12 protein-coding genes are annotated in these 13,051 nt (G+C 67.3%); 6 read left to right on the forward strand and 6 right to left on the reverse strand.

The window, feature by feature from the left end; all coding sequences use genetic code 11:
* Positions 1 to 85 precede the first annotated feature (85 nt).
* Both bioC and lpxO read left to right on the forward strand, forming a co-directional pair.
* Positions 86 to 970 carry a malonyl-ACP O-methyltransferase BioC gene (gene bioC, locus ACCQ01_RS20360; RefSeq protein WP_114997021.1) on the forward strand — a complete coding sequence of 295 codons (885 nt, stop codon included), beginning with the start codon at positions 86 to 88 and terminating at the stop codon, positions 968 to 970.
* 273 nt (positions 971 to 1,243) lie between these two features.
* Positions 1,244 to 2,149, forward strand: coding sequence for a lipid A hydroxylase LpxO (gene lpxO / locus ACCQ01_RS20365; RefSeq protein WP_011035636.1), 906 nt, complete (start codon positions 1,244 to 1,246; stop codon positions 2,147 to 2,149).
* A gap of 162 nt (positions 2,150 to 2,311) precedes the next feature.
* Here lpxO and ACCQ01_RS20370 read toward each other — a convergent pair whose 3' ends face one another.
* Genes ACCQ01_RS20370 through ACCQ01_RS20380 form a run of 3 tightly spaced genes read right to left on the reverse strand, consistent with a single transcriptional unit; the run spans position 2,312 to position 4,336 of the window.
* Positions 2,312 to 2,731: a nuclear transport factor 2 family protein gene (locus tag ACCQ01_RS20370; RefSeq protein WP_076037385.1), complete on the reverse strand. Its 420-nt coding sequence runs from the start codon at positions 2,729 to 2,731 to the stop codon at positions 2,312 to 2,314.
* Positions 2,732 to 2,774: 43 nt separating this feature from the next.
* Positions 2,775 to 3,326, reverse strand: coding sequence for a YdcF family protein (locus ACCQ01_RS20375; protein WP_228433081.1), 552 nt, complete (start codon positions 3,324 to 3,326; stop codon positions 2,775 to 2,777).
* A gap of 50 nt (positions 3,327 to 3,376) precedes the next feature.
* Positions 3,377 to 4,336, reverse strand: coding sequence for a pyridoxal-phosphate dependent enzyme (locus ACCQ01_RS20380; RefSeq protein WP_228433080.1), 960 nt, complete (start codon positions 4,334 to 4,336; stop codon positions 3,377 to 3,379).
* 157 nt (positions 4,337 to 4,493) lie between these two features.
* Here ACCQ01_RS20380 and ACCQ01_RS20385 point away from each other — a divergent pair, with 157 nt between their 5' ends.
* The 3 genes from ACCQ01_RS20385 (at position 4,494) to ACCQ01_RS20395 (ending at position 8,459) form a co-directional block, all read left to right on the forward strand.
* Positions 4,494 to 4,964 (forward strand): hypothetical protein, encoded by a 471-nt coding sequence (locus tag ACCQ01_RS20385; protein WP_076037387.1) that lies wholly within the window; start codon positions 4,494 to 4,496, stop codon positions 4,962 to 4,964.
* A 552-nt stretch (positions 4,965 to 5,516) separates the two neighbouring features.
* Positions 5,517 to 7,421 (forward strand): tRNA uridine-5-carboxymethylaminomethyl(34) synthesis enzyme MnmG, encoded by a 1,905-nt coding sequence (gene mnmG, locus ACCQ01_RS20390; RefSeq protein WP_228433079.1) that lies wholly within the window; start codon positions 5,517 to 5,519, stop codon positions 7,419 to 7,421.
* Between the two features lie 327 nt (positions 7,422 to 7,748).
* On the forward strand, positions 7,749 to 8,459 hold the full coding sequence (locus ACCQ01_RS20395; RefSeq protein ID WP_372358829.1) for a DUF2490 domain-containing protein: 711 nt from the start codon (positions 7,749 to 7,751) through the stop codon (positions 8,457 to 8,459).
* 83 nt (positions 8,460 to 8,542) lie between these two features.
* Here the strand turns inward: ACCQ01_RS20395 and ACCQ01_RS20400 are convergent, their stop codons facing one another.
* Together ACCQ01_RS20400 and ACCQ01_RS20405 are read right to left on the reverse strand one after the other, a co-directional pair.
* Positions 8,543 to 9,511: an alpha/beta hydrolase gene (locus ACCQ01_RS20400; RefSeq protein ID WP_228433078.1), complete on the reverse strand. Its 969-nt coding sequence runs from the start codon at positions 9,509 to 9,511 to the stop codon at positions 8,543 to 8,545.
* 289 nt (positions 9,512 to 9,800) lie between these two features.
* Positions 9,801 to 10,658 (reverse strand): PA4780 family RIO1-like protein kinase, encoded by an 858-nt coding sequence (locus ACCQ01_RS20405; protein ID WP_011035628.1) that lies wholly within the window; start codon positions 10,656 to 10,658, stop codon positions 9,801 to 9,803.
* A gap of 151 nt (positions 10,659 to 10,809) precedes the next feature.
* Here ACCQ01_RS20405 and ACCQ01_RS20410 point away from each other — a divergent pair, with 151 nt between their 5' ends.
* The gene (locus tag ACCQ01_RS20410) at positions 10,810 to 11,670 is read left to right on the forward strand and encodes an IclR family transcriptional regulator domain-containing protein (protein WP_011035627.1); all 861 of its coding nucleotides are present in this window, start codon (positions 10,810 to 10,812) and stop codon (positions 11,668 to 11,670) included.
* A 15-nt stretch (positions 11,671 to 11,685) separates the two neighbouring features.
* Here the strand turns inward: ACCQ01_RS20410 and ACCQ01_RS20415 are convergent, their stop codons facing one another.
* On the reverse strand, positions 11,686 to 12,612 hold the full coding sequence (locus ACCQ01_RS20415; protein ID WP_228433077.1) for an alpha/beta hydrolase: 927 nt from the start codon (positions 12,610 to 12,612) through the stop codon (positions 11,686 to 11,688).
* Positions 12,613 to 13,051 lie beyond the last annotated feature (439 nt).

Genomic DNA, 13,051 nt, shown 5'->3' on the forward strand with positions numbered 1-13,051 from the left:
CTACGCATCAACACGCCGGCGCGCATCACACCGTGTCGCTGCGGCAATTCCCTCGGCGGCGCGCAGCGGCGACAATAGCGCGGCAATGAACAGCACTTTCGACCCCCGCCACGTCCGGCGCGCCTTCGCGCGTGCCGCCAGCAGCTATGCCGCCGCCGCCGCCCTGCAACGCGAGGTGGAAACGCGCCTGCTGGAGTCGCTCGACTATCTCGGCGACACCGCGCCCAAGGTGGTGCTGGATGTGGGGGCCGGCCCGGGCCATGCCAGCGCCACGATCAAGAAACGCTGGCCCAAGGCGCAGGTGATCGCGCTCGACCAGGCGCTGCCGATGCTGCGCCAGGCGCGCAAGACTGCGGGTTGGTGGAAGCCGTTTGCGCAGGTCTGCGCCGATGCCCGCGCGCTGCCGGTGGCCGATGGCAGCGTGGATGTGATCTTCAGCAATCTGTGCCTGCAGTGGGTGGAAGACCTGCCGGCGGTGTTCGCCGGCTTTCGGCGCGCGTTGCGGCCCGGCGGCCTGCTGCTGTGCTCCACCTTCGGCCCGGAGACGCTGATCGAACTGCGCGAGGCCTTCGCGCAGGCCGACCCGGCCCCGCATGTGAGCCGCTTCCCGCCGATTGCGCAGTTCGGCGATGCGCTGATGATGTCCGGCTTCCGCGACCCGGTGCTGGACCGCGACCTGTTCACCCTCACCTACAACGACCTGCCGGCCTTGATGCGCGAGTTGCGCGCGATGGGCGCCACCAATGCGCTCAGCAACCGCCGCGCCACGCTGACCGGCCGCGGCCGCTTCGCCGCCGCCAGTGCGGCCTACGAACCCCTGCGGCGGCCCGATGGCACCCTGCCCAGTTCGTGGGAAGTGATCTACGCGCACGCCTGGGCACCGGCGCCGGGCGCCCCGATCCGCGAGCGCGGGCAGGACATCGCCAGCGTGCCGGTGGGCTCGATCCCGATCCGCCGCCGCCAGGACTAAGCGTGGCGATCACTGCGCGGGCGCAGCCGCCAGGCAGGCGCGGCCGCGGCCCGCACGCGGCGCGCACCAGTCGCCTGCTTCGGTCCTCTGCGTCGTCCGACAGCGCCACGGTGCGTCAACCGCACGCAAGCGGCGCATACCCTGTCGGCGCATGTCGCCGGTCATCGGTAGGACACAGTATTACCGCCGAGCCCATCCCGATCAGGCAGGCTCGGCGCTTGCAACCGGTAGAATTCACCAGTTAACGGCCCCCGCCCCCAACCGGCCTCCCCAATGTTGAAGTGGCTCATCATCGCGCTGTTCATTGCCTCAGCGCTGTACATCCATTACCGCGGTCGCGTGCGCCACCGGCTCAGCCGGCAGCTGCTGGACCATTCCACCTTCATGGCCCCGATCAACACGCTGATGTATCTGTGTTCGCGGGTGCCGACCACGCCGTTCATCGATCCGGGCAAGGAATTTCCGGAGCTGGCCCCGTTGCGCGCGAACTGGACGCTGATCCGCGACGAGGCAGTGGCGCTGCAGCAGATGCAGAAGATCCGCGCGGCCGACGGCTACACCGACATCGGCTTCAATTCGTTCTTCCGCCGCGGCTGGAAGCGCTTCTACCTGAAGTGGTACGGCACCGCGCACCCGTCGGCGGCCGAGCTGTGCCCGCAGACCACCGCGCTGCTGCGCTCCATTCCCACGGTCAAGGCGGCGATGTTCGCCGAGCTGCCGCCGGGCAGCGAACTGCGTCCGCACCGCGACCCGTTCGCCGGCTCCATGCGGCTGCACCTGGGCCTGGCCACGCCCAACGACGACCGCTGCTTCATCGACGTCGACGGCCAGCGCCACAGCTGGCGCGACGGCGAGTGGACCATGTTCGACGAGACCTACATCCACCACGCGCGCAATGACACCGACCAGGACCGCATCATCCTGTTCTGCGATATCGAGCGCCCGATGCGCTGGCGCTGGGCGGCGGCGGTGAACCGCTTCGTCGGCCGCAGCCTGCTCTCGGCCGGCGCCTCGCCGAATCAGGAAGGCGACAAGACCGGCGGCATCAACCGGGTGTTCCGGTATTTCTACGCCGCACGGCTCAAGGCCAAGGCGCTGAAGGAGCGCAACAACCCGCTCTACCAGACGCTCAAGTGGGGCATCTTCGTGCTGGTGGTCGTGGGCATCGTGCTGCTGTAACGCAGGCACTACGCCCGTCAGCTGCGGCAATGCCCGACCAACCACGTAGGAGCGCGCTCGCGCGCGATGTGGCGTTATCGGTAACGCTTCATCGCGCGCGAGAGCGCTCCTACGCAGCCCAATGTGCAGATTTAGCCAACCTGCACCGCAGCAGCCCTGGCGTCAGCGCGACACCTGCGCAATCCATTCCTGCAGGTTGTAGTAATTGGTCACCCGCGTGATCTGCCCATCGCGCACATCGAAGAACGCGCCACCGGGCAGCACATAGGTCTGCCCGTTCGCGTCCGGCAGGCCTTCGTCGGTGGTGTGGTAGACGCCATGCACCACGTACTCGGCACCCACGCGCGTGCCCGCGTCATTGGCAGTCACCACGATGTCGCGCAGCTGCTCGCGGTAGCTGTCGTTCATGCGCTGCAGGAAGCTGGCGAAGGCTGCCCGGCCGATCTCGCGTGGCCCCTGGTTGAGGTCGTGGGCGACGTCCTCGGCCAGGAACGCCAGCATGGCGTCCCAATCGCCGCGGTTGAATGCCTCGTAGTAGGCCTGGACCAGGCCGGTGGCGCGTTGCCGATTGCTTTCGCTCATGCTCGAACCTGCCGCTGGGAAAGCCGCCATCATAGGCCCGGCATCAGGCGCCCTGCACCACCAGATCGCGGTGGAAGTAATAGACCTCCTGCAACAGGAAGCGCCAGCTGGTGTGGAAGCTGCGGAAGCGCGTGCTCGGGGTGGACGACGCCAGCGCATCCACGCCCAGCTCCTGGCACAGCCGTAGCGCGCGCGCCATGTGCAGCGGGTCGCTGACGATGATCGCCCGGTGCATGCCATGCCGCTCCATCAGCGCGCGCGCCTGCAGCAGGTTCTGCCGGGTGGTGCGTGAACTGGTCTCGATCACGATGGCTTCCGACGGCACGCCATGCCGCAGCGCGTAGCGCCGCGCCACCTGGGATTCGGCAAAACGCGCCCCGTTACCGAAGCCGCCGGTAAACAGCAGATGCGGCGCGTAGCCGCGTGCATACAGGTCCAGCGCGTGCCGGATGCGCTCTTCGAACACGGGAGAGGGGCGCGCGTCGTAGGCCGCCGCGCCCAGCACGATGATCACGTCAGCCGGTGCGGCCTGGTCGCGGTCGCCCACCCAGACGATCCAGCCGGCCACGCCCATCAGCCAGATCAGCGCCAGCATGCACAGCCGCCACCCCCAACCCCACAGGCCGAGCCCACGCGAGGGCCTGCTCACGCGGCGGCCCGCGGCAAGGCGTCCAGGTCGACGTTGCCGCCAGACAAGATGACGCCCACCCGCTTCCCGGCAAAGCGCGCCGGGTCGGCCAGCACGGCCGCCAGCGCGATGGCCGACGACGGTTCCACCACCTGCTTCAAGACCTGCCAGAGCAGGCGCATGGCCTGCACCACGGCGGCATCGTCAACGGTGATGACCTGCGCGCCGGCGGCCTGCAGCAGCGCGAAGTTGGGCGCCCCCAGGGTGCCGCGCAGCCCGTCGCACACGGTGTCGGGAACGAAGTCCACCAGCCGCTGCCCTGCCGCCAGCGACCGCGCGGTGTCGGCTGCGCCCGCCGGTTCGGCCAGCACCAGCGCGCAGCCGGGCGAAGTCTGCAGCGCCAGGGCCGCCCCGGCCGCCAGCCCGCCGCCGCCCACGGGCGCCACCAGCACATCCAGGCCGCCGCTGTCGTGCAGCAGCTCCAGCGTTGCGGTGCCCTGCCCGGCAATCACCGCCGGATCGGTATACGGGTGAACCAGGGTCGCACCGCTGCTGGCCTGGACCTCGGCGCATAGCTGCTCGCGTGCGGCGATGGTCGGCGCGCAGCGCCACAAGGTGGCGCCATGCCGGGAAATATTGGCCAGCTTGGCAGCCACCGCGCCTTCGGGCACCACCACATGGCAGCCGATGCCGCGGGTGCGCGCGGCCAGGGCCAGCGCCGCGCCATGGTTGCCGGAAGAGTGCGTCACCACGCCCTGTGCGGCGGTCTCGGCCGGCAATGCCCAGACCGCATTGCAGGCGCCGCGGAATTTGAACGCACCGCTGCGCTGCAGGTGTTCGGCCTTGAACATCAGCTGCGCACCGCTGAGCGTGTCCAGCGTGTGCGAGCGCAGCAACGGTGTCGGTGCGGTGTGCGGGGCAATGCGTGCAGCCGCCTGCAGGACGTCGGAATAGGCAGGAAGAAGCGTTTCGATCATGCTCCCAAGATTAACGTATCGCCTCACTCTTCACGGTCGAGGGTCGGCGTTCCGCGCATGCTCGTTCAATGAACATACGCGCCATCACCGCACAGTTAAGGACCGATTCAATGCCGCGGTTCGACAGTGACACCATGGTTGCAGGAGGGCACCATCCATGAAATTCCGTCTGATCCTTGCCGCCGGCCTGCTGGCCTTGAGCGGCTGCGCGACGTACGACTACACCGGCGCCGGGTCGGGTGGGTATTACCGTGGTGCGCCCGCGGTGCAGTACCGCTACCCGCCGGGCTATGCGCCGTATTCCTATGGCAGCCCCTACGGGGCCGGCGGGATCGGTCTGTACGACTATCCGGTGTACCCGGTCTATCGCGGCGGCGGCGGCTATTATTACCGCGAGTACGATCGACGTCCGCAGTACCGTCCCTACAACAACTATGGTCCCCGACCGAATGGCCCGCGCCCGAGTGGCCGGCCTAACGGTCCGCGCCCGCAGCGCCCCAACCCGCCACCAGCCACCGGCGCGCCACCGCGTCCGGCGCAGCCGCCGCGTATCGGCGCTCCGCCGCGGGTGATCCGCGAGATCCAGCGACAGACCGCACCGCGCACTACGCGCCAGCAGATTCCCTGATCTGCTGACTGCGACGCAGCCCACACTTGGCAATGTTGGGGGCTTGCGTTCAGTCTGCACTTGGCTGCAAGCTAGGTGCACTGTGTGACCCGCCACGTCGTTTTCTGACCTGGCCACTCCACTGACCGACTTATGTCGATGTCCGACAGGGAAATCTGGATCCCCCCTGTTCCGGCCCTGTCGGATATCGGCGCCTCCAATGCACAAAGCCCCGGCATGCCGGGGCTTTGTGCATTGGAGCGTTGCGAAGCAGGCCAGAGCGTGTGCGCCGGCGACGTGCAGATAAAACTAAGGGCCGGCAGTCCCCCGACTACCGGCCCTTACGCTACCCCATCGCACGCGCGGCTGGCCCCTGTTCCAATTCCAGCCTTGCGCCCATGTCGCAATGCCACGACGGGTGCAGTAGGGATATCCGCACGAAACATGCCAACTTGAGTGCCAGTGTTCGATAATGTGATTCGCGTCACACATTTAACGTGTTAATGCCGCAAACCGTCCTTCAGCCGCTACGTTCGCGGCCGCTGGTCTTCCTCCTGCTTCTGGTCCACGCCCATGTCCGACTCCTTCTATCGCTACGACGTCATCGTGATTGGTGGCGGCCACGCCGGCACCGAGGCGGCGCTGGCGGCTGCCCGCGCCGGTGCACGCACGCTGTTGCTGACCCACAACATCGAGACCGTGGGCGCGATGAGCTGCAACCCGGCCATCGGCGGGATCGGCAAGGGGCACCTGGTCAAGGAGATCGACGCACTGGGCGGGGCGATGGCCAAGGCGGCGGACCTGGCCGGCATCCAGTGGCGCACCCTCAATGCCTCCAAGGGGCCGGCGGTGCGGGCCACCCGCTGCCAGGCCGATCGCAATCTGTACCGCAGCGCGATCCGCCACATCGTCGAAGCGCAGCCCAACCTGACCGTGTTCCAGGCGGCAGTGGACGATCTGATCATCCACAACGGTGCCGCCGAAGGCGACAGCGTACGTGGGGTGATCACCCAGACCGGGCTGCGCTTCGAGGCCACGGCCGTGGTCCTGACCGCAGGCACCTTCCTGGCCGGCAAGATCCATGTCGGCGAGACCCAGTACGCTGCCGGGCGCATGGGCGACCCGCCGGCCACCACGCTGGCCGCGCGGCTGCGCGAGCGCCCGTTCGACATCGATCGGCTAAAGACCGGGACTCCGCCGCGTATTGATGGGCGCACCCTGGACTACACGTTGATGGATGAGCAGCCGGGCGACGACCCGCTGCCGGTGATGTCGTTCATGGGCCAGCCCAGCGACCACCCGACCCAGGTCAGCTGCTGGATCACCCATACCACCGAGCAGACCCACGACATCATCCGTGGCGCGCTGCATCGCTCGCCGCTGTATTCGGGGCAGATCGAGGGCATTGGCCCGCGCTACTGCCCGTCGATCGAAGACAAGGTGGTGCGTTTCGCCGACAAGACCAGCCATCAGATCTTTGTCGAGCCGGAAGGCCTGGACGTCACCGAGATCTATCCCAACGGCATTTCCACCTCACTGCCGTTCGACGTGCAGCTAGCGCTGGTGCGCTCGATTCGCGGCTTTGCGCAGGCGCATATCACCCGCCCCGGCTATGCGATCGAGTACGACTTCTTCGACCCGCGCGGGCTCAAAGCCTCGCTGGAGACCAAGGCGGTGGGCGGGCTGTTCTTCGCCGGGCAGATCAACGGCACCACCGGTTACGAAGAAGCCGCCGCGCAGGGCCTGTTGGCCGGGCTCAACGCTGCGCGCCACGTGCAGGCGCTGCCGGCCTGGTCGCCGCGCCGCGACGAAGCCTACCTAGGCGTGCTGGTGGACGACCTGATCACCCACGGCACCACCGAGCCGTACCGTATGTTCACCAGCCGCGCCGAATACCGGCTGCAGCTGCGCGAAGACAACGCCGATCTGCGGCTGACTGGCGTGGGGCGCGCGATGGGCCTGGTCGACGATGCGCGCTGGGCACGCTTTTCCAGCAAGCAGGAGGCGGTGCAGCGCGAAACCGCGCGCCTGTCGGCACTCTGGGCCACGCCGGGCAATGCCCTGGGCCGTGAGGTGGTCGACACCCTGGGCGTGCCGATAAGCCGCGAGACCAATGTGCTGGACCTGATCAAGCGCCCGGAACTCAGCTACGCCGCGCTGATGCGGGTGCCGACGCTGGGCCCTGGCGTGGACGATGCGCAGGTCGCCGAACAGGTGGAAATCGGCGTCAAGTACGCCGGTTACCTGGATCGCCAGCGCGACGAAATCGCTCGCCAGCAGCGCCACGAAACGACGCCGATCCCGGAAGGCTTCGACTACGCCGGCGTGCGTGGCCTGTCGCTGGAAGTGCAGCAGAAACTCGAACGCGTGCGTCCGCAAAGTATCGGCCAGGCACAGCGCATTCCGGGCATGACCCCGGCCGCGATCTCGCTGCTGCTGGTGCACCTGGAACGCGCGCGGCGCAGCCAGGTGGCGTGACGCTGTCATTGGCATGCAAGGCAGCGACGTGACGTTACACGCGCTGCCTTGGCCTTGAGGTCTGCATCAGCGTGAGTGACGGATGTTCCTGGCTGCCGTGCAGCTAGGTACCCGCAGAGCCCTTATGTGTCTGCTCGACTTGGCCGATCGTTCACGAGAGATCAGGGGCACCGAAACGCAGGCGCTGATTGCCAACAGATGTCACGCAGCGAGTTCATGTCGCCCGGTGCGAAGCGATTGAGCCGTATCGCATGGCGGATGCCGCGAAGTTTGATGGCGGTCGCGACCGAGTTGGTATGCTCCGGCACCACTGACGACTTCCTGATCATGAACAGACTGCGTGCGCTGCTGACGGCAACCTACCGAATCGCCTGTCCCGCTCTGTTGCTGATGCTGGGCAGCACCTCGCAGGCGGCGGCACAGACCGAAGAAGACGGGCGTTACTGGCTGAGCGTGTATGCGCAAGGCAAGCTGCCGGTCGAGAATCTTTACTGGAGCATGGACGTGCACCCGCGCTGGCGCGAGGAAGGCGAGCAGTTCGATCAATTGATCCTGCGCCCTGCCGTGTTCTACCGGCGCAATCCCAAAGCCAGTGTCTGGATGGGTTACGACACCATCATCAGCCACCCGGCCGGGCAGCCGTCCAACCTCGAAAATCGCTGGTGGGGGCAGTTCCAGTATCAGTTCGATCCGATTGCCAACATCACCATCACCAGCCGCACGCGTCTGGAGCAACGCCACCGCGAAGGCTTCAGCGATGAAGGCTACCGGGTGCGGCAGATGATCAGGGCCGTGCGTCCGAGCAGCCTGAGCCCGCAGTTGTCGTGGGTAGCGTTCAACGAATTGTTCGTCAATCTGGATCAGACCCAGTGGGGCGCACGCAGCGGCATCGATCAGAACCGGGTGTTCGTGGGCATCAACTGGAAGTTCAATGCGATCTCCAATGTCGATGTCGGGTATTTGAATCAGTTCGTCAATAACCGCACGATCGACCGCGAAAACCACGTCTTGATGACCACCTTCCGCTTCAATTTCTGAGCGCACGCACAGGCCGCGCGACTTGGTCGCGGCCTTTCGGTAATGCGTTGAATGCGCCGCCGGCGCGCCGAGGCAAGTGTTGGCTACGCAGCAAAGCGCGGCTGCACTGGCAGCAGCCGTTGCCGCAGCATCAGCGCCGCCAGGTCGATGGTTTCGTCGGCCGCACGGATCACACCACCCATGGTGATGAAGCCATGGATCATGCCGACACAGGTGCGCTGGGTGACTTCCACGCCGGCGTTGCGCAGGCGCTCGGCGTATTGCAGTCCCTCGTCGTGCAGGATGTCGCGGTCGGCCAGCACCACCAGAGCCGGCGCCACGCCGGCCACGTCCGGCGCCAGCAGCACGGAGATGTGCCAGTGGTCGGCCAGGCGCATGTCCGGCAGCAATTGATGATTGAAGAACTGCACCGCGCTGCGGGTCAGCGGCGGGATCTCGGCATTGCGGCCGCGTGAGGGATGCACGCCGGTATCCGGGCGCGCATCCGTCAGCGGGTACAGCAACAGCTGACAGCGCAACGCGAGACCTCGCTGCTGTGCAGTGATCGCGGCCACCGCCGCCATGCCACCTCCGATACTGTCACCGCAGATCGCAAGACGCTGCGGATCGGCGCCCACCGCGTCGGCATGCTCGGCCAACCAGTGCAGCGTGGCGATGACATCCTCCACGCCGGCCGGCGCCGGATGTTCGGGCGCGAGGCGATAGTCCACCGCCAGCACCTGACACGGCGTGCGTGCCGCCAGCTGCCGGCAGACGTCGTCATGCGAGTCCAGATCCCCCACCACACCGCCACCGCCGTGCACGAACAGACACGTAGGTGCGGGCGTGTCACCCAGGCCCGGCGGCCGGTACAGACGTAGCGGCACCGTGCCGGCGGCAGTGTCGGCCTGCAGGTCGGTTACCTGCGCCATCGGCAGCCGTGGAAATCCCAGCTGCACCCCCATGCCGCGCATCATGGCGCGTGCTTCCTGCAACGGCAGCGCCTCCATCGGGGGCTGCCCCGCTTGCTGCAGCTGCACGAACAGGCGCACGACATCGGGATCGAATTCCATGACGGACTCCAGCAGGGATGAGAGACGCCGAGCTTGCCAGATCGTTATGGTCTTTAACCATTACGCGTCATCAATTGTTTCGATCATGCGCGTGATGTCGATGCAGGCAGGTCACTGCAATGCAGCGTATTGGCCAGGCGCATCACCGCGGCATCGTCCATGCTGGCGTCACGTGTGCGTGCCGTTAGACACAGGCAGCCAAGCGCTGTTGCGGATGGCCGCAGCAACCTTTAGACAGCAGCGTTAGCCGCTGGCAACGCCGCAGCTACAGCTGCTGCAGCCATCGCGATCAATCGTCTTCGGCGGCCGCCTCGCGGCCCTGCTGACGGATCAGGTTTTCCTGGCGCGCGTCCTCGATCGAGGCGCGGATGGCACGCACGTCGGCGCGCTTGGTGTCGAAGGTGAAACGGCCGGTCAATGCACTGTCCGGGCGCAGCTCTCCCTTTTCGAACAACGCCCACATTTCTTCGCCGTAATAGGTGTCCAGCAGCTCGGGGGCGAATCGGCCCAGGCAGTCGCGCAGGTTGTGCACGTCGCGCAGCAACATGTCGCGTGCGGCGTTGTTGCCGGCCGCGCTGACCACCTGCGGGAAGTCGATCACCACCGGGCCGTCGGGCGAGACCAGCACGTTGTATTCGGAGAGGTCGCCATGCACCAGGCCCAGGCACAGCATCTTGACCACGTCGCCGACCAGGCTGGTGTGGAAGAGGCGCGCCTGTTCCGGCTCCAGCTCTACTTCGCCCAGCCGTGGCGCGCTGTGGCCGGCGTCATCGGTCACCAGGTCCATCAGCAGCACGCCGTGGAAGTAGCCGCGCGGCTTGGGCACGTGCACGCCGGCGTCCACCAGTTGGTAGAGGGCGTCGGCCTCGGTGTTCTTCCAGGCGGTCTCGGCTTCCTTGCGGCCGAACTTGGTGGCCTTGCCCATCGCACGGGCCTGGCGGCTGCCGCGCACCTTGCGTCCTTCCTGGTATTGCACGCGCGCCTGGAAGCTGCGCTGCGCCATGTCCTTGTAGACCTTCGCGCACAGGATGTCTTCGCCCGCGCTGACCACGTAGACGGAGGCTTCCTTGCCGCTTTTCAGTGGTCGCAACACTTCGTCGATGACGCCATCGTCGATCAGCGGTTGCAGGCCCTTGGGGGTTTTCATGGAGGAAGAGGACCAACGCAGGAAAAAGACCAGTGACGATTATGCGTCAAGCAGGGTGAAGCGCTCACCCCGTGCGGGGCCGAGCTGAGACCGGGGCCATGCATTGGGACGATGCGCTTACCATGCAGGCACCTGCCCCTAGCGCGATGCGATGCCCGAGCCCACCTCTTCCCGCCGCAAACGTCCCGCCGCGCCGGCCATCGCCAGCAGCGAGCGCGGCCTGCCGCATGCCTTGATGCAGCAGATTGCCGCTGCCAAAGGTGACCCGGATTTCATGACCTCGCTCGGGCGCGGGCTGGTGGTGTTGAGCGTGTTCGCCCAGCACGCACGCGAGGTGACGATGTCGCAGATCAGCCTGGAGACCGGCATCTCGCGCGCCGCGGTCAGGCGCGTGCTGCACACCCTGGCGGCCCTGGGTTATGTGGGTGAGCAGGGCCGCGGCTATGTGTTGCTGCCGCGGGTGCTGGGGCTGGGCGGTGCGTACACCGCGTCCTCGTCGATGACCGCCGCGGCGCAGCCGGTGCTGGATGGCCTGCGCGATCAGGTGCACGAGTCGTGCTCGCTGGGGGTGCTGGATGGCGATGACCTGCTGTACGTGGCACGCGCGGAAACCGTGCGCATCATGTCGATCGGGCTGCGGCCCGGCACCCGCCTGCCGGCCTATTGCACGTCGATGGGGCGGGTGCTGCTGGCGGCCCTGCCTGCCGACACGCTGCAGGCCTATCTGGAACGCACCACCTTGCGTCCGCGCACCGACCGCACCGTGACCCAGCCCGCCGCCCTGCTCGAGGTGCTGGCACGGGCGCGCCGCGAAGGCGTCTGCCTGACCGACCAGGAGCTGGAGATCGGCCTGCGCTCGATCGCGGTGCCGGTGCGCAACCTGCGTGGCGAGGTGATTGCCGCGCTCAATATCGGTGCGCAGGCCGGGCGCGTGAGCCTGCAGACGATGCAGACCCAGTGGGTGGAGCCGCTCAAGCAGGCGGCGCAGCGCTTGGGCGCCCTGCTCAGCTGAGCGCGTCACGGTGACTCAGCGCGGGCGGCGCAGGAAGGCGACCACCGCGTCCACCCAGGCGGCATGGCTGTCTTCGACATGCGCCACATGATCGGCGTGCGGCAAGGTGACCCAGCTGCGGTCGGCGCTGCCCAGGCGTGCGAACAGGTGCGCGTTCTCTGACTGCGTGGCGAGCGGATCATCCACACCACGCAGCAGCAGCACCGGCACGCGCGTCAGCTGTTCGGGCTGGTAGGCGAATTGCTCCATCGCGCGCCAGTCGGTGCGCACCGGGTCGGCCGCGAGTGCAGCGGCCACATACGCCTTCTGTACGGCGGTGGGCGCGGCATTGGCAGTGATGAAGTCCGAGCCAGCGGCTTCGGCGGTGGTGCGCTCACGCGGCGGCTGTGCTGGCACGGCAGTGGCTTCGGGCGCGGCATCGACATCGTCCGGAAAGCCATACAGCACCAGCGCCGACAACAGCTCCGGCTGCGCCTGGGCGAGCAGCAAGGCGACCCGTGCGCCATTGGAATACCCCAGCAGGGCGGGCGGCGGCAGACCGGGATGGCGCGTGGCGATCCATGTCAGCGTGGCCCGCACATCGGCCACGGCGCGGACCGGCGTGTTCCACCCGCTGCCATCGCGCGCGGTGCCGCCATAGCCGCGTAGATCCAGCGCGTACACCGCGTAGCCCGCCTGTGCCAGCGCCGCCAGCACCGAGCGCGTGTCGGCAGGCTCGCCGGCCACTTGCAGATCGAAGTTGGGCAATGCACTCCAGGTGCGCCCATGCACCAGCAGCAGCGTGCCACGCGGCCGTGCCGGCAGCCGCGACCACACCACCAGTGGCTGGCCATCGTCGGCCTGCACCTGCGCACGCTGCGTGCCCGGGCCGGGCTGTGGTTGCGCCTGCGCGCCGCAGGTGAGGAGCAGTAGCACTGCCAGGCAGGCGAGACGTAGCATCATGTGGAGCCTCGTGGATGGCGGCGTGCTGCAAGGACGCGGCAGGCCGGCGTATTGGGAGGCTGCATCATCACCGCAGTGCGGGCGATGTGTCATGGCCGCTGGCGATCAGGCGATGCGCTGGCGGCATCAGTGCGGGGATGCGCTGCTGTTGCGGATATGTTTCCTGCGGCGCGCGTGCGGGTGGTTCTCCATCGTTGATCACAGCGTTCTCTCAACGAAACCCTCTCAAACGCAGAGCGACTACGGTGCAATTGCATGGTTGGTGCGCGGCCGCCGCCGGTAAGACGCATGCGAGGCGCGTCCATGCGCTTGACCACCTTCGATCACAGCGCGGTCTTGCGCCGTGCACGCGCCCTGCCCCTCTCCTGGCGGAGGAATGGCATCGGGTGCGATGTCTTGGTGTTGATGTGCGCTGCGGGCGCCGGCGCGTCTCATCCGT

The sequence above is a fragment of the Xanthomonas sp. NCPPB 4037 genome (assembly GCF_041475695.2).
Taxonomy (GTDB): domain Bacteria; phylum Pseudomonadota; class Gammaproteobacteria; order Xanthomonadales; family Xanthomonadaceae; genus Xanthomonas; species Xanthomonas campestris.